At 59.7% G+C, this 21,580-nt stretch carries 20 protein-coding genes and 2 tRNA genes; 14 read left to right on the plus strand and 8 right to left on the minus strand.

What is annotated here, in order from left to right; genetic code table 11:
- Positions 1-16 precede the first annotated feature (16 nt).
- Positions 17-3,538 (minus strand): transcription-repair coupling factor, encoded by a 3,522-nt coding sequence (gene mfd, locus LGH74_RS02660; RefSeq protein WP_431357436.1) that lies wholly within the window; start codon positions 3,536-3,538, stop codon positions 17-19.
- A gap of 214 nt (positions 3,539-3,752) precedes the next feature.
- On the opposite strand from mfd, the gene LGH74_RS02665 reads away from it, so the two are divergent.
- The 3 genes from LGH74_RS02665 (at position 3,753) to LGH74_RS02675 (ending at position 6,439) form a co-directional block, all read left to right on the plus strand.
- Complete coding sequence (locus tag LGH74_RS02665) at positions 3,753-3,944, plus strand: hypothetical protein (RefSeq protein WP_226171552.1); 192 nt, start codon at positions 3,753-3,755, stop codon at positions 3,942-3,944.
- 45 nt (positions 3,945-3,989) lie between these two features.
- Positions 3,990-4,730, plus strand: coding sequence for a metal-dependent hydrolase (locus LGH74_RS02670; RefSeq protein WP_226171554.1), 741 nt, complete (start codon positions 3,990-3,992; stop codon positions 4,728-4,730).
- 716 nt (positions 4,731-5,446) lie between these two features.
- On the plus strand, positions 5,447-6,439 hold the full coding sequence (locus LGH74_RS02675; protein WP_226171556.1) for an NYN domain-containing protein: 993 nt from the start codon (positions 5,447-5,449) through the stop codon (positions 6,437-6,439).
- Positions 6,440-6,542: 103 nt separating this feature from the next.
- Here LGH74_RS02675 and LGH74_RS02680 read toward each other — a convergent pair whose 3' ends face one another.
- On the minus strand, positions 6,543-7,028 hold the full coding sequence (locus LGH74_RS02680; protein WP_226171558.1) for a PaaI family thioesterase: 486 nt from the start codon (positions 7,026-7,028) through the stop codon (positions 6,543-6,545).
- Positions 7,029-7,106: 78 nt separating this feature from the next.
- On the opposite strand from LGH74_RS02680, the gene LGH74_RS02685 reads away from it, so the two are divergent.
- Complete coding sequence (locus LGH74_RS02685) at positions 7,107-7,412, plus strand: Mpo1-like protein (RefSeq protein WP_226171560.1); 306 nt, start codon at positions 7,107-7,109, stop codon at positions 7,410-7,412.
- 72 nt (positions 7,413-7,484) lie between these two features.
- Here the strand turns inward: LGH74_RS02685 and LGH74_RS02690 are convergent, their stop codons facing one another.
- Positions 7,485-7,922 (minus strand): GNAT family N-acetyltransferase, encoded by a 438-nt coding sequence (locus LGH74_RS02690; protein ID WP_226171563.1) that lies wholly within the window; start codon positions 7,920-7,922, stop codon positions 7,485-7,487.
- Positions 7,923-8,094: 172 nt separating this feature from the next.
- On the opposite strand from LGH74_RS02690, the gene LGH74_RS02695 reads away from it, so the two are divergent.
- Positions 8,095-8,589: a YajQ family cyclic di-GMP-binding protein gene (locus LGH74_RS02695; RefSeq protein ID WP_226171566.1), complete on the plus strand. Its 495-nt coding sequence runs from the start codon at positions 8,095-8,097 to the stop codon at positions 8,587-8,589.
- A 140-nt stretch (positions 8,590-8,729) separates the two neighbouring features.
- On the plus strand, positions 8,730-9,497 hold the full coding sequence (locus LGH74_RS02700) for a TerC family protein (protein WP_226171569.1): 768 nt from the start codon (positions 8,730-8,732) through the stop codon (positions 9,495-9,497).
- Between the two features lie 74 nt (positions 9,498-9,571).
- Here the strand turns inward: LGH74_RS02700 and LGH74_RS02705 are convergent, their stop codons facing one another.
- The 3 genes from LGH74_RS02705 to LGH74_RS02715 form a co-directional block, all read right to left on the minus strand.
- On the minus strand, positions 9,572-10,351 hold the full coding sequence (locus LGH74_RS02705; protein ID WP_226171571.1) for a J domain-containing protein: 780 nt from the start codon (positions 10,349-10,351) through the stop codon (positions 9,572-9,574).
- Positions 10,351-10,788, minus strand: coding sequence for a hypothetical protein (locus LGH74_RS02710; RefSeq protein ID WP_226171573.1), 438 nt, complete (start codon positions 10,786-10,788; stop codon positions 10,351-10,353). Before LGH74_RS02710 ends, LGH74_RS02705 begins: the two co-directional genes overlap by 1 nt.
- A 175-nt stretch (positions 10,789-10,963) precedes the next feature.
- Positions 10,964-11,506, minus strand: a complete 543-nt coding sequence (locus LGH74_RS02715) for an RNA methyltransferase (RefSeq protein ID WP_226171575.1) — start codon at positions 11,504-11,506, stop codon at positions 10,964-10,966.
- A 186-nt stretch (positions 11,507-11,692) separates the two neighbouring features.
- Here LGH74_RS02715 and mutS point away from each other — a divergent pair, with 186 nt between their 5' ends.
- From mutS to LGH74_RS02745, 6 genes are all read left to right on the plus strand, one after another.
- Positions 11,693-14,413, plus strand: coding sequence for a DNA mismatch repair protein MutS (mutS, locus tag LGH74_RS02720; RefSeq protein ID WP_226173732.1), 2,721 nt, complete (start codon positions 11,693-11,695; stop codon positions 14,411-14,413).
- A 175-nt stretch (positions 14,414-14,588) separates the two neighbouring features.
- Positions 14,589-14,661 (plus strand) — tRNA-Gly (locus LGH74_RS02725).
- A gap of 96 nt (positions 14,662-14,757) precedes the next feature.
- Positions 14,758-15,246, plus strand: coding sequence for an HNH endonuclease (locus tag LGH74_RS02730; RefSeq protein ID WP_226171578.1), 489 nt, complete (start codon positions 14,758-14,760; stop codon positions 15,244-15,246).
- Positions 15,232-15,314: transfer RNA gene (locus tag LGH74_RS02735), tRNA-Leu, on the plus strand. The genes LGH74_RS02730 and LGH74_RS02735 overlap by 15 nt, the downstream gene beginning before the upstream one ends.
- 199 nt (positions 15,315-15,513) lie before the next feature.
- Positions 15,514-17,925, plus strand: a complete 2,412-nt coding sequence (locus LGH74_RS02740; RefSeq protein ID WP_226171579.1) for a hypothetical protein — start codon at positions 15,514-15,516, stop codon at positions 17,923-17,925.
- 87 nt (positions 17,926-18,012) lie between these two features.
- Positions 18,013-18,411, plus strand: a complete 399-nt coding sequence (locus LGH74_RS02745; RefSeq protein WP_226171581.1) for a hypothetical protein — start codon at positions 18,013-18,015, stop codon at positions 18,409-18,411.
- Positions 18,412-18,415: 4 nt separating this feature from the next.
- On the opposite strand, the gene LGH74_RS02750 is transcribed toward LGH74_RS02745, so the two are convergent.
- Both LGH74_RS02750 and xrtX read right to left on the minus strand, forming a co-directional pair.
- On the minus strand, positions 18,416-18,946 hold the full coding sequence (locus LGH74_RS02750; RefSeq protein WP_226171583.1) for an XrtX-associated membrane protein: 531 nt from the start codon (positions 18,944-18,946) through the stop codon (positions 18,416-18,418).
- Positions 18,936-19,475: an exosortase X gene (xrtX, locus tag LGH74_RS02755; RefSeq protein ID WP_226171584.1), complete on the minus strand. Its 540-nt coding sequence runs from the start codon at positions 19,473-19,475 to the stop codon at positions 18,936-18,938. The genes LGH74_RS02750 and xrtX overlap by 11 nt, the downstream gene beginning before the upstream one ends.
- Positions 19,476-19,651: 176 nt before the next feature.
- Here xrtX and LGH74_RS02760 point away from each other — a divergent pair, with 176 nt between their 5' ends.
- Positions 19,652-20,650 (plus strand): AAA family ATPase, encoded by a 999-nt coding sequence (locus tag LGH74_RS02760; protein WP_226171585.1) that lies wholly within the window; start codon positions 19,652-19,654, stop codon positions 20,648-20,650.
- A gap of 112 nt (positions 20,651-20,762) precedes the next feature.
- Complete coding sequence (locus tag LGH74_RS02765) at positions 20,763-21,578, plus strand: class I SAM-dependent methyltransferase (protein WP_226171586.1); 816 nt, start codon at positions 20,763-20,765, stop codon at positions 21,576-21,578.
- Positions 21,579-21,580: the final 2 nt, after the last annotated feature.

The following is a 21,580-nucleotide window of genomic DNA, read 5'->3' on the forward strand; positions in this document are numbered from 1 at the left end:
ATAGGGTGTTAGTAAGTTACACCCCCACCTTCTCCTCACTCCCCAGCTCACTCAGAATCCGCTTGGCTATCTGCACGCTCTTCACGTCTTCGATGCTGATGATGAGCTGTTCCTTACGCTCCTTCATGGAGGCCGAGCGGGGGTGGGTCTGGATGTAGTTGAGGATGGTGCCGAAGGTGTCGCCCTGGAAGTAGGCCTCGTTGCCGGTGGCCGGGATGTAGCCTTTGAGCAGGTTCTTCTTGAGGGTGAGCTTCTCGAAGCCCACCTGGCAGGCCTGCCAGCGCAGGCGCACGATGTCGGCCAGCTGCTCGACCTCGGCGGGCAGGGGGCCGAACCGGTCGATGATGCCGGCCACGAGCTTGCGCAATTCCTCGGGGCCCTTTACTCTATCGAGCTTGCTGTAGAGCTGCAGGCGCTCGGAGACGTTGCTCACGTAGTGGTCGGGAATGAGGATTTGCAGGTCGGTTTCGATGTTGCACTCCTTGGGGCCGGCGGCTTTGGCGGCTTCCTGCAGGCGCTGGGTCGGGTCGCCGAGGAACAGGTCGCGGAACTCGGTTTCCTTGAGCTCGGTCACGGCCTCGTCCAAGATCTGGTGGTAGGTTTCGAAGCCCAGGTCGTTGATAAAGCCCGACTGCTCGCCGCCCAGCAGGTTGCCGGCCCCGCGAATGTCGAGGTCGCGCATGGCTACCTTGAAGCCGTCGCCGAGGTCGGAGAATTCTTCGAGGGTGCTCAGGCGCTTGCGGGCGTCGGAGGGCAGACCGGCCACGGGCGGGGTGAGCAGGTAGCAGTAGGCCTTTTTGTTGGAGCGGCCCACGCGGCCCCGCATCTGGTGCAAGTCGGATAGCCCGAAGAGGTGGGCGCGGTTGATGATGATGGTATTGGCGTTGGGAATATCCAGGCCACTCTCAATGAGGTTGGTGCTCACCAGCACGTCGTATTCGCCATCCACGAACTTCATCATGCGCTTTTCGAGCAGGTCGCCTTCCATCTGGCCGTGGATGTAGGTGATGCGGGCATCGGGCACAAGGCGCAGAATCATGTTGGCCAGCTCCTCAATGTCCTTCACGCGGTTGTGCACGAAAAACACCTGCCCGCCCCGCTTGATTTCGCGGGCCACCGCGTCGCGGATCAGCAGCTCGTCGAAGACGTGCAGCTCGGTTTGCACCGGCTGGCGGTTTGGGGGCGGGGTGGCAATGACGCTCAGGTCGCGGGCGCCCATGAGGGAGAAGTGCAGGGTGCGCGGAATGGGCGTGGCCGAGAGGGTGAGCGTGTCCACGTTCACCTTCAGCTCCTTGAGCTTGTCCTTGGTCTTGACCCCGAACTTCTGCTCCTCGTCGATGATGAGCAGGCCCAGGTCGCGGAACTTGATGTCTTTGTTGGTGAGGCGGTGAGTGCCGATGAGGATGTCGGTTTTGCCCTCGGCCACCCGGCCCAGCGTCTCCTTGATTTGCTTGGTGCTCTTGAAGCGGTTCACGTATTCCACCGTCACGGGTAGGGCCGACAGCCGCTCCCGGAAGGTTTTGTAGTGCTGCATGGCCAGAATGGTGGTGGGCACCAGCACGGCCACCTGTTTGCCATCGGCCACCGACTTAAACGCGGCACGAATGGCGACTTCGGTTTTGCCGAAGCCCACGTCGCCGCACACGAGGCGGTCCATGGGGTGGGGCTGCTCCATGTCGCGCTTCACGTCTTCGGTGGCCTTGCCCTGGTCGGGCGTGTCCTCATATATAAAGCTCGATTCGAGCTCGGCCTGCATAAACGAGTCGCGGGCGAAGGCGTGGCCAGGCGCGGTTTTGCGCTTGGCGTAGAGTCGGATCAGCTCGGCGGCAATGTCCTTGACCTTTTTCTTAACCGACTTCTTCTTGTTTTCCCACTCCGGCGAGCCCAGCTTGCTCATGGTGGGCGGCGTGCCCTCGGCCCCGCTATACTTGGCAATCTTGTGCAGGGCGTGGATGCTGACGGTCAGAATATCGTCGTCGCGGTACACGAGCCGGATGGCTTCCTGCAGGTGCCCGTTGATTTCGACCTGGGTGAGGCCGGCGAAGCGGGCAATGCCGTAGTCCTGGTGGGTCACGTAGTCGCCGGGCGAGAGGGTGCGCAGCTCCTTGAGGGTCAGGGCCTTTTTCTTGGAGAACTTGCGGCCTTCCTGGGCCCGGTAAAACCGCTCGAACAGCTGGTGGTCGGTGTACACCACGAGCTTGAGCACGTCGTCCACGTAGCCTTCGCGCAAGCCCAGCAGCAGGTGCTGAAACTGCACGTTGTTATCGAGCTCGTCGAAGATGGTGCGTAGCCGGTCGGCCTGCCGCACCGATTCGGCCGCAATGACGTTGGTAAAGCCCTTTTCCTGGTTGTCGTGCAGGTTCTTGACGAGCCGGTTGAAGTCCTTGTTGAAGCTGGGCTGGGGCTTAGAGCTGAACTGGAAATCCTCGCCGCCCTTGAAGTGGAAGCGTTTGCCGAACTCCACGATGGGGAAGTTTTCGAGCAGCTTCTTGAAGCTTTTCACGGTTTCGAAGAGGTCTTCGGGCTTGCTCACAATCTGCACGCCCCCGGCCGAGGCCAGCATTTCCTTGAAGCCCAGCTCGGCCCGGTCGAACGATTCCTCCACCACGTCCAGAATCTGGCGCATGTCCTTGGCCCAGATGGCGGTGTGGCGCGGAATGAAGTCGAGAAAAGCTTCCCGGGTTTCCTGGAGCAGCTTCGTCTGCACGTTGGGAATTATGCTCACCTGCTGCCGCTTTTCCACCGAGAGCTGTGTTTCGGGGTCGAAGGTGCGAATCGTCTCCACCTCGTCGCCGAACAGTTCGATGCGGTAGGGCAGCTCGTTGGCGTAGCTGAAGATATCCACGATGCCGCCGCGCACCGCGAATTGCCCCGCCTCGTACACAAAGTCGCTCCGCTCGAAGTCGTACTCGGCCAGCATGTCGCTGATGAAGTTCACGTCGAGCTTGTCGCCCATCTTGACGATAAACGTGTTGGCTACCAGGCTTTTCTTGTTGATAACCTTCTCAAACAGCGCCTCGGGGTAGGTCACAATCAGCGCCCCGGCCGTGTCCTTCACGCTGATTTTCTTGCCTTTGGCTTTGGCCGCGCCGTCGGGCAGCGCGTCGTTGGCGTCTTCGGCCGTCTGCTCGGCGGCGGTTTTGGGGCCCCGGTGGCTATTGAGCTTGTTGAGCACCTCGGCCCGCATCAGCACGTTGGCGTTTTCCGTCTCGTCGAAGGCGTAGGGGCGCTTGTAGGAGCTCGGAAACATCAGCGGCTCTTCGTCGGGCACCAGGTGCTGCAAGTCGGCCAGAAAATAGGCGGCCTCGTCCCGGTCGTGCAGAATAAAGAGGTGGTGCTGGTCCGGAAACTCCTGGTGCAGGGCGGCGGCCAGCACCGCGTCCTGGGAGCCGACGAGGCCACGCAGGTGCAGGCGCACGGGGGCTTCGGCCGGCTTGTCGGGCCGCAGCGAGTGGCGGGTGGCCGGGTTCAGGCGGGCCCCCACGGTCATGGCGGTGGGGTCGAGGGCGTAAAGCTGGAGGAAGTCGGTGACCTTCAAAACGGCGGGCGGCTAGGAGAAAGGCAAAAGGGAGCAGCCCGGCCGGAGACAAATCCGGTCGGGCCATACAGGGCACTGGTGGTGAATAATACCGCCCGCAAGGTCCGAAAGTTTCCGCAGCTGCCGAATGCTTGCGTTACGGCCGGGTTTCGTTACATTCGTCTTGTTACTGCCCTGATTACCCCGCTCCAATCCCCTAATTCCCCCGTTGCATATGGACCCCACCCGCAACCCCGCCGAGGATACCGATTTTGACTTTGACGCCTGGCAGCGTTGGCAAAACCTACGGCACGCCTGGGACCGGGTGCGCCAGGCCCGCCAGCAAAAGGCCCGCTACCAGCCCCTGGCCGCTCCTGAGCCCCCGGTTGAGCCCGAAATCGTATACTTGCTGCCCGTGCCGAACTAGCCGCGTACCTTCGCGCTTTAGGCTACCTGTTTTCCATTATCTGAAGTGCGCGGTTCTTCCCACCTGGCCATTGGCCTCATTACCGGCGTGGCCGTCGGCGGCCTCATTACGGGCGTACCTTTTTCGCCGGCCGGCATTGCCCTGGCCGGCTTCTCGGCCCTGGCTCCCGACCTCGACCACCCCAGCTCCCGGCTAAGTAAGAGGCTGAGCTTTTCGCAAAACTACGTGCGCTTTGCCTTTGCCCTGGTGGCGCTGGGCTTGGCTGGGTACACGCACTATATGCTGCCGCCCGGCCCCGAGCGGCGCATGGGCTTCACGGCGGCGCTGGCCTTTGGCCTTATTGGGGTGGCTATGCAGGGCGGCTCGGCCCGCAAGCTGGCCCTTATGTTTACCGGGGTGTGTACCGTGCTGGCGGGGTTGTATTTCGGGTTTCTGTGGCTGAGCCTGGTGGGAATTTTCGTGGCCCTGGCGCCCTACACCTCCCACCGCACCTGGACGCACACGCTCTGGGCCACCGCCCTCTGGACCTACATCGGCTACCTGGCCAACAACACCCTGGGCTGGCACGGCGTGGCCCACTTTGCCGGGGCCGGCTACGCGTCCCACCTCGTGGCCGACTCACTCACCAAGGCCGGCGTGAAGTGGTTTATGCCTTTGTCGGACTATGCCTTCAAGATTCCGCTGATCCGGACGGGCACCACTTCGGGCAACCTGCTGGAAGTTGGTATCTGCGTCGGTTATGCTGCCTTGGTGTTGGTACTTATAGTGGCCCGGATGAATTTCTGATAGAGGCTCCCTAGGCAATTGCGGCAGGGCGGCCACCGAAAGATATTGGCGTAGACAGGGCTGTAGAACAGTGCGCGTATCGGCCCGGAATTATGTGTAAATAGTATTTGTTGCTCAAAAAAAGCAGGAGTGCCAGGGCGAAAAGCAGATTAAAAAAAGCTGGGCGCTAAAATGGTTAAAATAGCCTTGTTTCTGTTTGTTAATTGTATTATATTGATAGGGCAACGGATAAATAAACAGAAGTTTAGGTGCAGTTGGCCTATGGATGAAAGGATAATTTTAATGCGCTTTTCAAGAACTATAGTAAGTATGCTTGCCGAGTAAAGGCGGAAAAGTTGCACTGATACGATTAAGCTATTAGCTTCGCACCTAACAGGGTGCTTCGTATGAAATTGCACTGAATGACAGGATTGAGAAAATGTATTTTCATTAATATTGATCTTGGCTTTCGTAACTTCATGGAGGGGAGACAGAATTGGATATAGGACTTTACAAGTGCCACTTTTGGCTGCCGAACTGAAACTTTTCAAACAAACTGGACTTTGCCGCCATTGCTCCATCACATGATGATGTGATCTGCGAAAGGTACCAGTCATGCGAGGGCGGACCTACGAACTCAGATTTGTATCTTTGATCATGGCTACCTTAGCACTTTCTAAATCTATTCTCACTTTCCTGCCCTGATTGCACACCTCTCGCATTAAAGCTTTTTTTGTATGAACCAGATGAATAGCCCACTGATAAGGATCGGCGTCTTCTACGACGGCAATTATTTCCTGAAGATCAGTGATTACTACTACTTCCAGCACGAGCGTAAGGCTCGCATCAGTTTAGAGGGCCTGCACGAGTATATCCGGCATCAGGTCGCCGAAGAAGAAGATGTGGACGTACGGCTGAGCCAGATTACGGACGCGCATTTCTTCCGGGGCCGCCTGTCGGCTACCGAAGCGCGCGACAAAGACCGGCTCTTCCACGACCGTCTGCTCGACGATATTCTGATGAATCTGAGCATTGCTACCCACTACATGCCGCTCAAAACGCGGGATGGGCGGTTGCAGGAGAAAGGTATCGACGTGTGGCTGGCCCTCGAAGCCCTGGAGCTAGCCCTGCACAAGAGCTTCGACGTCATCGTGCTCATCGCCGGCGACTCGGACTACGTGCCCCTGATCAAGAAGCTTAATACCATCGGCACCCGCGTGATGCTGCTGAACTGGGACTTCAAGTACGTAGATTTCAAGGGTGAAAACCGCGTAACCCGCGCCTCGCAGCAGCTGCTGGAGCACGTAACGTACCCCGTAGCGATGCACGACGTTATCGACAGCGGCCTGTCGAGCGCCGATGAGCTCATCGAGAGCCTGTTTGTAAGCCAGCCCGAGCCGGTTGCGTTTCCTTCCGTAAAGCCGGTACGCCCCACGGGCCCCACGGCGGCCGGTCCGGTGGGTACGGTGGGCATCAGCACTATCAAAAACCTCAAGAACGGCTTTGGCTTCGTGGTAATGCCACCGAACAACCTGTTCTTCAGCTACGCCGACATGGCCGAAGGCGACTTCAACGACCTGCGTGAAGGCGACTGGGTAGAGTTTACGGTAGGCCGCAACCACCGCGACGAAGACTGCGCCCGCAACGTGCGCAAAGTAGCCGCACCGGCGGAAGAAGGCGACGAGTACGAAGAGCACGAGCACGAATCGGCCTCTTCTGACCTGATATAGCCCGGCCCCAAGCCCCGCCAGCAGCTCATTGAAAAAGCCGGACCCTCCCAGTTGGAGGCGTCCGGCTTTCGTGCGTAAGGGCAGTAAGCAGCTGGGGTAATTTCTAGATGTCGAGCGGCTCGTTGTCGGCATCCGGGAAAAGCAGGCGGTGAAAGTCGCGCTTGTCGGCCGGGTAGCGGTTGAAGGTGCCCATGCCCCGGGCTACCACCAGCTCCCGGGTAGTGCAGGTGATTTCGGCGCTGGTGACGACCAGCGTTTTGCCCGAGTGGTCGACGCGGGCCCGGGCCACCAGTTGGTCGTGGAGGCGTACAGGGTGCAGGTAGTTGATCTTGAACTCGACAGTGGAAACCAGCTCGCCAGTCTGGAAGGACAGCGTAAGGGCTGCCGCACCCAGGGCCGAGTCCATGAGGCCGGCAATAACACCGCCGTGGCAGGTGCCGGGCGAGGAAAGGTGCTCGGGGCGCACACTCATGCTGTATTCTACCTGGCCGGGGCTGGCCACAGTGAGCTGCATGCCATTGGTGCGGCCGTAATGATTGATCTGGTTGTAAATACCCACCAGGGTAGCTACATCGAAGGATTGCTCCATAAGGAAAGAAAGGCTGGGCGGAAAAGCACTGGATATTGGCTGAAAAGTTAGGTTTCTTTACCCAATAACGCCACCGCTATGTCTGCCGCCCCGCTTTCCTTCGCCGAGTTTTATCCGCGCTACCTGCGTGAGCATAGCAAGCGCGGCACCCGCATTCTGCACTTCATCGGCACTACGCTATTTCTGGGGGCGGTAGGGCTGGCCGTTTTCTGGCAGCGCTTCAACCTGATTCCCTTGGGCATTGTGGCAGCTTACGGTTTTGCCTGGGTGGGGCACTTCTTTGTGGAGCGCAACCGCCCGGCCACGTTTCAGCATCCGTGGTATTCGTTGCTCGGCGACTTTCGCCTGTACTTCGACCTGCTGCGTGGCCGGGAACGGTTCTGAACCCCCGATTCGGCGGGTTTTTCGAATCAAACGGATTTGGTCGTTGGCGCCGACGCTTCCTGCTACCAAATACTACAGCTCCTTGCTCATCAGAAAGTGCGGAATGCTGCCGAAGAGCGTGTGCGACGGAGCCACGATGTGGTAGCCCTGGCGCTCATAAAACGCTACTGCTGCTGCGCGGGCGTGCAGCACGCACTCGGTGAGGTCAAGCTGGCGGGCCGCGTTTTCCAGGTATTCGAGTAACTGCCGACCCACGCCCTGGCCCTGGTAAGTCTCAGCCACGGCCATGTAGCGCACCTGCGCCTGGGCAGGGCCGGAGGGGTGCAGACGGGCCACGCCAGCTACGGTGCCATCGGGAGCGGCGAACAGGGCATGGATGGTGGTGGGCGCGTCATCATCATCGGCCCGTTCCGAGCCCAGGGGCTGCTGCCAGGGCTGGCGCAGCACCTGATAGCGAAGCTGGTAGTAGGCGGTGAAGTCAGCAGGCGAATGGGGGGCGCGAACGGGCATGGGGGAGCAGTAAGCGGGTAAGTTGGAGAATGTCGGCTGAAAATCTGCGCGGGTTGCGCCGGGCATTTGATACTTTTGCACGCCAGCGCCGTACGCAAGCTTTGGGCTCTGCCTGACCAGCCCACCGGCTGGCCAGCTGCTGCGGCCCCATTCTCACCCCAATTCAACCCCTATGCCTTCTTTCGACATTGTAAGCAAAGTAGATCCGCAAACTCTGGAAAACGCCGTGAATACGGCCAAAAAGGAGCTGCAGACGCGCTACGACCTGCGCGACACCAAGGGCGGCATGGAACTCGATAAGAAAGCCAACACGATTCTGCTCAGTTCCGAAAACTCAATGCGCGTGAAGGCGCTGGAAGATATTCTGCTGGGCCGCATCGTGAAGCAGGGCCTCGACGGTACCTGCCTCGACTTTTCGGCCGAAGAGCAGCCTTCCGGGGCTTTGGTGAAGAAAACCGTGAAAGTGCGGGCCGGTATCGACAAGGATACGAGCCGCAAAATCATGAAGCTCATCAAAGACAGCAAGATTAAGGTGGACGCCCAAACCCAGGATGAGCAAATCCGGGTGACAAGCAAGAAAATCGACGAATTGCAGCAGGTAATTGCCCTGCTGCGCCAAAATGCCACCGAAGTAGGCCAGCCCCTGCAGTTCGTGAATATGAAATGATTTTTAATGTGCTCAGGTGCTAATGTGTGGAATGTGCTAAATGCTTTACAGCACTAATTATTGGCATATTTTTCCACATTAGCACCTGAGCACATTAACCCACATTCCGGCATATTTTTCACATTAACACATTTCCCCCTGTGTTCGACTTTTCCATTTTTTCCAGCGCCCAGGCGTGGGTAAGCTTGCTTACTCTCACGTTCATGGAAATCGTGCTGGGCATCGACAATATTATCTTCATTTCCATCGTCGTCAACCGGCTGGACCCAGTGCAGCAGAAACGGGGCCGCACTATCGGCCTGATGCTGGCCCTGCTGATCCGCATTGGCCTGTTGATGAGTATTTCGTGGATTGTGGGTCTGAAGGCACCGCTCTTCACGTTGGATGTGCCGTGGGCGTCGCACGAGTTCGGCGTTACCGGCCGCGACATTATTCTGTTCCTGGGCGGCCTGTTTCTGCTGGGTAAAAGCACCACCGAAATCCACACCAAGCTACAGGGTGAGGAAGAGGATGCGGGCGGCAACAAAGTCTACAGCTCGATGGGCCGCATCATTTTCCAGATCGTGCTTATCGATATCGTGTTCAGCTTCGACTCCATCCTGACGGCTGTGGGCCTGGTCGACAGCGTGTTGATCATGATTATGGCCGTTATCCTGTCGATGGGCGTGATGCTGGCCTTCTCGGGCATGATCAGCGACTTTGTGAACCGCAACCCGACTATCAAGATGCTGGCCCTGTCGTTCCTGATCATGATTGGCGTGATGCTGGTGATGGAGGCTTTCCACAAGGAAATCGAGAAGGGCTATATCTACTTCGCCATGTTCTTCTCCCTGATTGTGGAGCTGCTCAACATGCGCCTGCGCAAAAAGACGCCGCCCGTGCAGCTGCGCGAGTCGCAGTTTGACTAAGCTGTTCTATGTCAGGTCAAACAAAGCCCGCTCAAGTAGTTGAGCGGGCTTTTTTGTGGTCGGGAAGTAGGGCTTTATACCCGGAAAATGAGCACAATGACTAACAGCGCAAACGATACAGCCAGTATGGCGGCATTCACCCGGCCGGCATCGCCCAGCAGCTTGCCCTGCGTGAGGCCCGCCGCCAACAGCAGTAGCCCGGTGAAGGTAAACAGGGCGTGATGCCTGAACAGAACGGGTAACGGCGGCCCCGAAGGTAAAATCCGGGCTTCGCGAATGAAGCGAAACAGCAGCGACACCCGCAGCTGGACCGCTTCGGTGGGGGGCGTGTGGCCACTGGTGTAGTCGCCGCTGGTCAGGAAACGACCTTTGCTGGTGCGTACAAGGTAGGTATCGGCCCCGCTGTTGTAGATGGTAGCGCTAAGGAAAGTAGCTGTGGTGGTATAGCGCGCCCCGTAGTAGTCGACCATAATCAACAGGCCCAGGAGCAGCAGCAGCTTACCCCACAACCGGATAGGCTTTTGGTATTTCCCGAAATCAATGCGCGGGGTAGTTCGGCGGCGGAAGGGGCTCCGGGCTGGCTGTCGGGCAAAGGCGGCGGGAGGAGGTGGCGCGGGTGGGGCCGGCCGCGGGGGGGTGCGGGAGGCCGCCAGCAGCGCATCGTAGCCCCGGCGGCGGGCCGGACTAATGAGCACGTCGTATGCCTCGTTGATGAGCAGAAACTGCTGGTGCGCGGCCGGGTCGGTGGTTCGGTCGGGGTGAGTGAGGAGCACCAGCTTGCGGTAGGCCCGCCGGATATCGTCGGCAGTAGCCTGCTCACTGACGCCCAGCGTGCGGTAGTGGTTTGGCATCATCAGACCGGCGCCTGAGTACCGATGTGCTCCTGCAAGGCGGGCAGCTGGCTTTGCACACGCTGGGTAGCCAGCTCCAGAATCCGCCGGTTTACCTCCGACCGGTGCTGGCGGTAAAACTGCTGCTCAGCCTGAGTAAACAGCCCGATAATGCTGCCGATAACTGTATAGCGCAGCTTCACGTTGCGGCCCAGCACTTCGGCTACAGTGCGCTGCCGGGCCGCCGCATCCTGGCCCGCAAAGGCTACGTGGTGCTCCCGCACGAAGTCGGCCACCAGCAGTAACAGCAACTCGTTTTGCAGCTTGAGTACCGGCCGCAGCGTGCGGTGCAGAAAGTCGCCGATGGTGGGCTCGGACGCAGCGGGCAAGGCCGTAGCCAGTTGGGGCCGCAGGGCCAGCAGGGCGGTATCGGGCGTAGTAGGCAGGTCGGGGAGAGTCATGAGCAAGGAAATTGGAGCCGGCAAGTAAGCGCAAAAACCCGCCCGGCGCGAGGCCAGACGGGTTTTTATATACGCAAACGGGAAGGAGCAGGACTTAGCGCTGCACACCACCTTTGGGGTAACCGTGCCTTCCGAAGTCGTCAGGCGCACTACGCAGCTACCAGAACGGGTTAGATCAAGCGTTAAGCTTATTTTCGAGCTTATTGATAAAGTCCCATAATACCACACCGGCCGCTACGCTCACGTTTAAAGAGTGCTTGGTGCCAAACTGCGGAATTTCCACGGCCGCGTCGCACAGGGCCAGCACCTCGTCGTCCACCCCAAACACCTCGTTGCCCATCACCAGGGCGTAGGGCCGGCCGGGTTCGGGCCGGAAGGCGGGCAGCAGCTGGCTGCCGTCGGTTTGCTCTACGGCCACCACCACGTAGCCGGCCGCCTTCAGCTGCTGCAAGGCCTCGATGGTAGTGGCAGCATACTCCCAGGCTACCGACTCGGTGCTGCCCAGGGCCGTCTTCGTGATTTCGCGCTGCGGGGGCCGCCCGGTTATACCGCAAAGCCAGATTTTCTCGATGGCAAAGGCGTCGGCGGTGCGGAAGGCCGAGCCCACGTTGTGCAGGCTGCGCACGTTGTCGAGCACCAGGGTAAGGGGGAATTTTTGCGTACTTTTGAAGTCTGCCACCGAGAGCCGGTTCAGCTCTTCCATTGTTCTTTTGCGCATTGCCGACGAGGTATTTTGCCCAAAGGTAGGACGCTCCGCCCGTTGCCGCATCCGGCCGCGGAACCACCGCTCCGCCCGTGCTTGTTGGCAGCTAGTCCTTTCTACTCCACACCTCCGCGCTTTCCGGCGCGCTCTATATTCAGCATTCCTTTGCGTACTGCCTCCACTCCGAAGAAGCCGGTGCCCATGCACGGCACGCTGGGGCCCGCCCCGGTGATTGATACGCCGCTGATGAAGCAGTATTATCAATTAAAAGAGCAGCACCCCGGCGCGCTGCTCCTGTTCCGCGTCGGCGACTTTTACGAAACCTTCGGCGAGGATGCCGTCACGGCTTCCCGCATTCTGGACATCACGCTCACCAAGCGCGGGGCTGGCACCAGCTCCGAAACCCCGCTGGCCGGCTTTCCCCACCATTCTCTCGATACGTATCTGCCCAAGCTGGTGCGGGCCGGGCAGCGCGTGGCCATTTGCGACCAGCTCGAAGACCCCAAGCAGGCCAAGGGCCTCGTGAAGCGCGGTATTACCGAGCTGGTCACGCCCGGCGTGTCGTTTAACGACAACGTGCTGGAGCGCCGCTCGAATAACTACCTGTCGGCCGTGCATTTCGGCAAGCAGGAGTGCGGCATTGCTTTCCTGGACATCAGCACCGGCGAATTCCTGGTAGCCCAGGGCGACCATGCCTACCTGGGCAAGCTGCTCCAGAACTTCTCCCCGGCCGAAGTGCTGTTCTGCAAGAAAAGCCGCCACGAGTTTGAGCAGCATTACGGCCCCGACTTTTGCCATTACGCCCTCGACGAGTGGGTTTTCGGGGCCGACTACACCTACGAAACCCTGACGCGCCACTTTAATACGGCTTCGCTCAAGGGCTTCGGCATCGACGGGCTGCGGGAAGGCATTACGGCCGCTGGCTGTATTATGCACTACTTGGCCGAAACCAAGCACACCGACATTGGCCACATTGCCAGCATCGGCCGCCTGGAGGAAGACAAGTACGTGTGGCTCGACCGGTTCACGGTGCGCAACCTGGAGCTGGTGCACGCCCAGCACCCGGGCGGCGTGCCCCTGATTGATATTCTGGATCAGACCGTGACGCCGATGGGAGCCCGCCTGCTGCGCAAGTGGGTGGTGCTGCCGCTCAAGGAGCCCGCCCAGATTCAGCGTCGCCTCGACACGGTAGAGGGCCTGCTCGACAATCCCGAGCTGCTGGGCGAATTGGTGCAGCATCTCAAGCAGATCAACGACCTAGAACGGTTGATTTCCAAGGTGGCCGTGCGCCGTATCAACCCCCGGGAACTGCTCCAGCTCAGCCGTGCCCTCGACGCCGTGGGGCCAATTCGGGAATTGCTGACCGGTTCGGGCATGCGGGCCTTGCAGAAGCTGGCCGAGCAGCTCAACGTGTGCGAAACCTTACGAGAGGAAATCAAGGCCAAAATCCGGCCCGACGCGCCCATTCTCACCAACCAGGGCAACGTGCTCAACGAGGGCATCGATAAGGAGCTGGATGAGTTGCGTAGCATTGCCTTTTCGGGCAAAGATTACCTGTTTCAGCTCCAGCAGCGGGAAATCCAGAACACCGGCATTTCGTCGCTGAAAGTGGCCTACAACAAGGTGTTCGGCTACTACCTCGAAGTCACCAACTCCCACAAGGACAAGGTGCCGGCCACCTGGATTCGGAAACAGACGCTGGTGAATGCCGAGCGGTATATTACTGAGGAGCTCAAAACCTACGAGGAGAAGATTCTGCACGCCGAGGAGCGTTTGTTCGTCATCGAGCAGAATATCTACAACGAGCTGGTGTTGTCGGCCATGGATTTCGTGCCCCAGATTCAGCAGAACGCCCGCGCCATTGGTATCATCGACTGCCTGGCTTCGTTTGCCGCCACGGCCCGGCAGCAGCGCTACGTGAAGCCTACAGTGAATGACTCCACGCTGCTCGATATCCGGGCGGGCCGCCACCCTGTTATCGAGCGGCAACTGCCGCCCGGTGAGTCCTACATTCCCAACGACATCCGCCTCGACCAGGACGAGCAGCAGATTGTCGTCATCACCGGGCCCAACATGGCCGGTAAGTCGGCTCTGCTGCGCCAAACGGCCCTGATTGTGCTGCTGGCCCAAATCGGCTCCTTCGTGCCCGCCGACGCGGCCACCATCGGTGTCATCGACAAGATTTTCACCCGCGTGGGTGCTTCTGATAACCTGAGTAAGGGCGAAAGTACCTTCATGGTGGAGATGACCGAAACGGCCAGCATCCTCAACAACCTCTCGGACCGCAGCCTGGTGCTGATGGATGAAATTGGGCGCGGTACCAGTACCTACGACGGCATCAGCATTGCCTGGGCTATTGTGGAACACCTGCACAACAACCCCAAGGCCCGGGCCAAAACCCTGTTTGCCACCCACTACCACGAGCTCAACCAACTGGCCGAAGACTGCCCGCGGGTGCGCAACTACAACGTGGCCGTGCGCGAAGCCGACGGCCGCATCCTGTTTATGCGCAAGCTTGTGGAAGGCGGTTCCGAGCACAGCTTTGGCATTCACGTGGCCCGCATGGCCGGTATGCCTATGGCCGTGGTGCTGCGGGCCAACGAAATCATGCACCATCTGGAGCAGGAGCGGGCCTCTACTGGCATTGAAGACGGCCCCACGGAGTTTGATGAGGTGCTGGCCGGCCTGGAAACCGCGCCCAAAAACGGCAAGGCCAACCGGGGGCCGGTGGCGCAGCCGGCTGCGGCGGTAGCCACCGCGCCCCGCCCCAGCCTGCAGCTCAGCATGTTCGAGCCCGCCGACCCGGTGCTGGAGCGCATCCGCGAGCAGCTCCAGCAGCTCGACGTGAACACGCTCACCCCCATTGATGCCCTGCTCAAGCTCAATGAGCTAAAGCTGGCACTGGGAGCCAAAGGCAAGTAAAAAGCAGGGGCAATATTTTCAGGGAGAAATATTATGAAAATTTTTCTCCCTGAAAATGAGCTAGAAAGCCCTTTTGCAGCGAAATTTTACGGATTATTTTTGGGGTAGCCCTTGACTCAAAGCAAATCAGTAGTACCTTTGTCACACCAAAACGCCACTACGGTGGCTGACTCAAGCGAGAGTAGCTCAGTTGGTAGAGCGCGACCTTGCCAAGGTCGAGGTCGCGAGTTCGAACCTCGTCTCCCGCTCAGAAAAAAGACCCTGCCCACCAGCAGGGTCTTTTTGCGTTATAGCCTATCTTCCAGCGGGGCCTGGCAGTTGGGATTTTAGCCGGCCCGCCAAGAATGAAAAGCAAGATATCAGATGAGCAGTTTGGGGTAGCCGTCGCCGGGTGCCTGTCGGTGGCGCAGGTTATCAAGCGGCTGGGCTTGGTGCCGGCGGGTGGCAACTACAAGACCGTGAAAGACCGGATTGCCGCTTTGGGCCTCGATACCAACCATTTTACCGGCAGCGGCTGGAACGTGGGTGAGCGGTACCGGAATTTCGGCCGGCAGTACCGTCTGGAAGATATTCTGATCGAAAACTCTCCCTATGCTTTCACGCATGGCTTGCGTAACCGGTTGCTGAAGGAGGGGTACAAAGCATATAAGTGCGAGCAGTGTGGCCTAACTGAGTGGCTGAGTCAGCCTATTCCGCTGGAGTTGCACCACATGAATGGCGTCAGTAATGACCACCGATTGGAAAATTTGCAGTTACTTTGCCCTAATTGCCACGCGCAGACGACTAGTTATCGGGGTAAAAACCAGTTAAGAGCCTCAGCCAGAGTGGTGTAATGGTAGCCACGAGGGACTTAAAATCCCTTGTCTTCACGGACGTACGGGTTCGAGTCCCGTCTCTGGTACAAGAAACCTCCTTTGCTGTATGCAAAGGGGGTTTTTTTCTTGGTTGCTACATTATCTTCCCTGCGTTTGGCCTTTGCTGGCTGGCACGTATGCCCCAACATATGTTTTGCGAGCCGCCGGCAGATACCAAAGCGCCGTGGCTACCGTTTAGGCACGGCCCCGTAGCGGAAAATAGCGTGCTTCGGGCTTACTTTGAGTATGGCGCCTAATTATTTGCTGCGGTTTTTGATATCGACTTTTTGCCTGCTGGGCGGTGCTGTGGCTACTGCCCAGGCGCAAGCCAGCTTGCAGGGCCGGCCGGCACAGACCACGCTGCGCGCCAGCCTGCAACGCGCCATAACGATGGCGGGCGTATGCGGCAACGCCTATGATGAGGCCCAGCGGACCCGGGATATTCAGGACCTCGACTCGGTGCAGGCCCGGTTTATTGGGCGGGCTACTGGCTGGTGGAATACTACCTACGATACACAGGAAGATTCTATTCACTTTGCCCGCACCTACCGCAACACCCACCGAATTCACACTACTGATTCGCTGGTAATCGTGCAGGGAGCTGTGTTTGAGTTTATCCGGGACCGGGGCGCCACGACCAGCAATGCCGACCGGATCCGGATTCCGGGCTGGGTGCTGCGGGCCTGGGGCGAGAAGGCCGATACCGTCCGCTACTTCGTGAGTGCCAACATTGCCTACGCTCCCGGTGACACGCTCGACCCCATCGTGCACGACAAGGCTCAGCCCTTCGAAGTACCCGACGTAACCCGCCTGGAGGCCCGCATGTGGCTCTACTACCGGGCCTGTAGCTACCTTGCCGCCGATATTGAGGCGCTGCACATGGGCCAGATGCGGCTGATAGCCAACAAGGACCGCTACAACGACTACGCCGCCACCCGGGAACTGTTCGACCGGATTCGGCACTTTGCGCAGTTTGGGGCGCCCGGTTTTGCGCAGCCCAATGGCCGGCAGGGGGCCCGGCGGCAGTGGGTGGCGCTCGACTGCCACTCCAAGCGTCTGCTCAAATCCCGGGGCCAGGATCTGTTCGATTTCTACTCGATGCCCATCAGCGCCATGAAGCTTTATACCAATGCCAATACCAAGAGCTTTTATGCTTCTGGGGTGTATGGCACCGAGCTATTGGTGAATACCTGCCAGAATCCAAACCTCAATATCTTTCAGGACCACGAGGGCCCGGGCCTGTTTCTGGTGGAGTTCGACAACAGCCGCAGCCTGAGCATAGCTCCCAATATCGGGGTTGAGCACACGATGTGGGGTTGGGACGAAATCAGCTGGTTTGGACAGCAACCGGCCGCCTACCGGGCCGACTGGCTGCGCTATGCCCACAACTGGTTGGCCTGCAACGATACCAACGTGTTTCTGCAGATGCCCGGGCAGCGGGAGCAGTCGATTGTGGACCGCAACAACCGGGAAGTAAAACCCCTGTACCGGTTCAATGACACCCAACTGGAAAAGCGGCGCATCCGCGAAATCTGGGACGGGATGTACGACAACTGGGTGCCTGCCTACGCCGTACCCGGTGCGGCCACGGCCAGCAATGTGGCCATCGAAACCGATGGGGTCGTGTACTGGGTCGATTCAACGTCGCACACCATCGTCGGGGCCCGTTGGGATGCTGCGGCCCCGGTGCCGGCCTGGGTGCGCTTTTCGGTGGGGGAGGTGCCCAATGCCGCCGGCGACCTGCGCTTCGAGTTTGCCGGCTCTTTGTTTTACCGCACCCTCGACCACCGCATCGACTACTATAAATACGAAGCCGATACCCGGCGCTGGGTGCACTACGCTACCAACGGCCCGGCCGATGTCGGCGGCAATCTGACGTTTGAAGGCTCCGGCCCGTTTCTGAATCGCCGGAACTACCCCACCATCTTCTACCGCAGCCTGAAAGGCCGGCTGGAGTGTCTGCGCTACGCAGACAGCACCGCCACCTGGACCCACGAAGCCGTGCGGCACGTGCGCGTCGATAATACTCCCGGCGCCATCGTATGCCCCACTGTTGGTCTGGTGGCCTGTATTTCGGGTGGCAACCTCAAAGCGTTTCAGCGTAATGGCTCACGCTGGCAAAATGTGTCGCCGCCGAATGGCAAAGGCGACGTGCGTAGCGACCTGATCTGGTCGAAAGCCGCCGAAGACGGCGCGCCGGACGGCTCCATTGGCCGCTTCTACTACTGTTCCTTCACAAACGACATCGGCACGACCCGCTACGACTACGCGTCGGGAAAATGGGATGATGAGGGTTTCAGCACCGTGGGAGTACGTAATGCGGCCGGCGACATTATTCTCAAAGACGCGGCCGAACTACTTTACCGCACTACCGACAAGCACATTGGCTCCATCCTCTGGGGCTGTCCGCAGGGCCCGGCCCGCCGGCAGGGCTGGCTGCAGACCGAGTATGTGGGCGTGCAGAACTGTTACCGGGGCCTAGTACGGCAGCGCGACAACAGCCTGTTCTATATTGGCCCCCAAAATACCGTGCGCTACCTGACCTGGGAAGGGCTCAAATGTATTCCGCCCGCCACCACTCTTGGCCGGCGGCCACTTCCCGAGGATGCTGCCGCTGGCCCATCACAACCGGCGCGGCAGCCAGACAAGGTGGAATAATCGGCGGAATACCAAGTAGCCCGTATACCGCGCAGATTACTGGTCGGCTCCCAAAGCCGGCCCTTCACGCCCTTCTCACTTCTCCCTATGAGCCAGCACCTGCTCTACGAAACGCCTCAGATCCGGATTTGCTACGACGAGCCGGCTGGCTGGCTGCATGCCGAATGGATTGGCAATCAGGACTATGAGTCGGTACGCTCGGGCGCAACCCGGATGCTGGAATGCCTGACGGAGTACCAGTGCCGCAAAGTGCTGAACGACAACACGCTGGTAAGCAGCATGTGGGCCGACGCGGCAGAGTGGGGCGGCAAGGAGTGGTTTCCGGCCATGCGGGCGGCCGGCTGCGAGTATTTTGCCTGGGTGTATTCGCCCAACGTCTACAGCCGCCTTTCCACCGACCTTACCCTACAGCACACGGCCGCTGGCATCGTCATCCTCACCTTCGACGACCTGGCTATTGCCCAGCTCTGGCTGCAGCAGGTGTAAAGCCTTATGACTGCCCGGCGGGCGGGGCCGGCACGTACCAGCGCAGCAGCGGCACGAGAATAATGACTGGTAGGGGCGACACGATAAAGTCGATGAGGCGGCGGGCGAGCTTGTAGGCCCAGGCGGCGTCGCCGGCCAGCTTGCCTACCACTACCAATGTGGCACAGATGACGAATACGGCGCCGTAGAGCACAAATACCAGCCGCATCCTTCTGGTGCTGCTCAGCGCCACGGTGAGTAGCAGCAAACAGGTGCTGGTGTAAATCAGCGAGTAGGTAACCACCGAAACCAAGCTGCGCTTGGTAACCAGCCCGCTGATGCCCTGCTGCACGGCGGTAGCGTGGCCGCCCAAGCCGACTAGCGTGAGCAAATGCTGCCAGAACTGGTCGATAGTGGCCAGCACCGTATCGGAGTAGATGCCGATGCAGAAAATGGCTAGTACTAACAACGCTGCGGCTGCCCCGCGGAGTAGAGTGCCCGGCCGCCAGGGCTGGGGCGCCAAAGCCGGTGGCAAGTGGGGCTGGCTAGCGGGCATCGGCAAAGACCGGAGTTGCCAGACGGCGCGCCCACAGCATCCAGAGCAGGAAAATGCAGGCGTACACGACGAAGGTGAACGTGTAGTGGTGGTTAAAATCGACGGTCTGGCGCGAGTAGAGGTGGTTCAGAGCCAGGGCGCCTACGCGCACGATGTTGATGAGGTAAATGGCCACGATGCCGAGCGGAATAAACCACAGCTTGCGCCGCCAGGGTCCGGGAAAGGCCAGCACGAAGCCCCCAAACAGCGCGTACAGTACCAAGCCATTGCAGGGGTTGCCCACGTGCACTACGGGCTGGCTGTTGAGTAGCAGTAAGTACGGGTCGAGGCCGTGCACGCTGCTGTCGAAGCCCAGCAGGCGCAGCCCGGCGGCGCTGGCCGTGGTAATGTTGGCCGACAGCGCCGCGTCGAGGCGGCCGTCGAGGGCCAGCCACTGCTCGTAGCCCACAAACCACAGCACATAGAGCCCGATGGCCAGCAAGAGAAAACGCCGCAGATCGGGCGGGAGAGCTAAGGAAGCAGCGGGCATAGCGGGGCCACGGAGAATAGAAGGTAAAAAAAGCCAACGAATATACCGGATATCTGCCAAAGCGCACGGCTGGCCCGCGGGAAAAAACCGGCGCAACGGCTCCCGAATCGACAAATGCGTTGAATGGGTCGGTAGGGTTTTACTACCTTTAACGGTGCCTACTCTACCTGCTTCTTATGTCGTTGCCTTCTTCTGACCTCGTGCCGCCGCTGCAAGCCGCTGACTATCAGCAAAAGATAAAGCAGGTTTTTGCCGAAGTGGGCAAAGTGGTGGTGGGCCAGCACTACATGGTGGGCCGCCTGCTGATCGGCCTTTGCACCGGGGGCCACATTCTGCTCGAAGGCGTGCCAGGCCTGGCCAAAACCCTGACCATTAGCACGCTCTCGAAAGTGCTGCACCTGCATTTCCAGCGCGTGCAGTTCACTCCCGACCTGCTGCCCTCCGACTTGGTGGGCACCATGATTTACAACCAGAATCAGTCGGTGTTCGAGGTGAAGAAGGGGCCGATTTTCGCCAACCTCGTGCTGGCCGACGAAATCAACCGGTCCCCGGCCAAGGTGCAGAGCGCCCTGCTCGAAGCCATGCAGGAAAAGCAAGTCACCATCGGCGAAACCACGTATCCGCTGGATCTGCCGTTTCTGGTGTTGGCCACCCAAAACCCCGTGGAGCAGGAAGGCACCTACCCGCTGCCCGAAGCCCAGGTCGACCGGTTTATGATGAAGGTGCATGTCGATTACCTCAAGAAGGCCGATGAGCTGGAGGTGATGCGCCGCATGGCCAACATGAGCTACGTGGGCGAGGTAAACCCGGTGCTGACCAAGGAAGACATCTTCGCCATCCGCTCCCTGATTAATCAGGTCCAGATTTCCGAGACGCTGGAGAAGTACATCATCGAGCTAGTATTTGCCACTCGTAAGCCCGCCGACTACGACCTAGCCGAGTTTGCCCAGTACGTGCAGTTTGGGGTGAGCCCCAGGGCCAGCATTGCCCTGCACCGCGCCGCCAAGGCCGTAGCCTTCTTCGACGACCGGGACTACGTGCTGCCCGAAGACATCAAGGACGTGGCCGGCGACGTGCTCAACCACCGCATTCTGCTCAACTACGAAGCCGAAGCTGACGGCATCCGCACCCAGGACCTGATTGATGCCATTCTGCGCAAAGTCCCGATTAGCTAACTGTGAAACTGCGAAAGGTGAAGTTGTGAGGTTGCTGTTCTGAGCGCGCCAGTCGCGCAGATAGTGCCAGCCAAACAACTCACAATCTCACAACTTCACCATCTCACCCCTCGTGTCGAAGATTTCCAAAACTCTGCGGGCGCTAGGCAGCCTCGTGCGCAATCCCTGGCTGCTGAACCACGTGCTGGCCGCCGATGAAACCACTTGGCAGGAGCGGGCCCGGGCGCATAGCCGCTTTCAACTCGGGGCGCAGGGTTTGCCGGCCGTGGCGCTGCAGCATTTCCTGTCGGCCGCCGATGATACCGTGCGGCCCTTTGCTTTCCGGGAAGGCGGCTCATTGCCCACCGATTTGCTGTTGCTGCGGGCCCTGGCCCGGCGCGTGCCCCAGGCCCGCTACTTCGAAATCGGGACGTGGCGGGGCGAAAGTGCCGCCAATGTGGCCGAGGTGGCCGCCTCAGTGCACACGCTGAATTTATCGGCCGAGGAAATGCGGCAGTTGGGGCTGTCTGAGCGCTACATTGAACTACACGGCTTCTTCTCCCGGCCCCTGCCCAACGTGACGCACCTACACGGCAACTCGGCCACCTACGACCTAGCCGGACTGCAGCAGAAGTTCGACGTGGTTTTCATCGACGGTGACCACCGCTACGAAGCCGTGCGCACCGACACGCGCCGCGTATTCGAATACTTGGTGGGTCCCGACACGGTAGTGGTGTGGCACGACGCCAGCCGACAGCCGGGGCAGCCGCGCTGGGAAGTGCTGGCCGGTATTCTGGATGGCCTGCCCGCTACGGCTCCGGGCCAGCTGGTGCAGGTCGAAAACACGCTCTGTGCCCTGTACTCGCCCCAGCCGCTGCCCGCGCACGTTCCCGATCCGCTGGCCGACCCTGCGCACTGGTTTGCCGTAACGGTGCGGCCAGTATCGTAGGC

It is taken from the genome of Hymenobacter lucidus (genome assembly GCF_020447265.1).
GTDB classification, from domain to species: Bacteria; Bacteroidota; Bacteroidia; order Cytophagales; family Hymenobacteraceae; genus Hymenobacter; species Hymenobacter lucidus.

Bases quoted from the DNA above. Each gene is read 5' to 3' on its own strand.
- LGH74_RS02665 (WP_226171552.1), top strand. From the start codon at position 3,753: ATGGACCCCACCCGCAACCCCGCCGAGGATACCGATTTTGACTTTGAC.
- LGH74_RS02675 (WP_226171556.1), top strand. From the start codon at position 5,447: ATGAACCAGATGAATAGCCCACTGATAAGGATCGGCGTCTTCTACGAC.
- LGH74_RS02680 (WP_226171558.1), bottom strand. From the start codon at position 7,028: ATGGAGCAATCCTTCGATGTAGCTACCCTGGTGGGTATTTACAACCAG.
- LGH74_RS02685 (WP_226171560.1), top strand. From the start codon at position 7,107: ATGTCTGCCGCCCCGCTTTCCTTCGCCGAGTTTTATCCGCGCTACCTG.
- LGH74_RS02690 (WP_226171563.1), bottom strand. From the start codon at position 7,922: ATGCCCGTTCGCGCCCCCCATTCGCCTGCTGACTTCACCGCCTACTAC.
- LGH74_RS02695 (WP_226171566.1), top strand. From the start codon at position 8,095: ATGCCTTCTTTCGACATTGTAAGCAAAGTAGATCCGCAAACTCTGGAA.
- LGH74_RS02705 (WP_226171571.1), bottom strand. From the start codon at position 10,351: ATGATGCCAAACCACTACCGCACGCTGGGCGTCAGTGAGCAGGCTACT.
- LGH74_RS02710 (WP_226171573.1), bottom strand. From the start codon at position 10,788: ATGACTCTCCCCGACCTGCCTACTACGCCCGATACCGCCCTGCTGGCC.
- LGH74_RS02715 (WP_226171575.1), bottom strand. From the start codon at position 11,506: ATGCGCAAAAGAACAATGGAAGAGCTGAACCGGCTCTCGGTGGCAGAC.
- mutS (WP_226173732.1), top strand. From the start codon at position 11,693: ATGCACGGCACGCTGGGGCCCGCCCCGGTGATTGATACGCCGCTGATG.
- LGH74_RS02730 (WP_226171578.1), top strand. From the start codon at position 14,758: ATGAAAAGCAAGATATCAGATGAGCAGTTTGGGGTAGCCGTCGCCGGG.
- LGH74_RS02740 (WP_226171579.1), top strand. From the start codon at position 15,514: ATGGCGCCTAATTATTTGCTGCGGTTTTTGATATCGACTTTTTGCCTG.
- LGH74_RS02745 (WP_226171581.1), top strand. From the start codon at position 18,013: ATGAGCCAGCACCTGCTCTACGAAACGCCTCAGATCCGGATTTGCTAC.
- LGH74_RS02750 (WP_226171583.1), bottom strand. From the start codon at position 18,946: ATGCCCGCTAGCCAGCCCCACTTGCCACCGGCTTTGGCGCCCCAGCCC.
- xrtX (WP_226171584.1), bottom strand. From the start codon at position 19,475: ATGCCCGCTGCTTCCTTAGCTCTCCCGCCCGATCTGCGGCGTTTTCTC.
- LGH74_RS02760 (WP_226171585.1), top strand. From the start codon at position 19,652: ATGTCGTTGCCTTCTTCTGACCTCGTGCCGCCGCTGCAAGCCGCTGAC.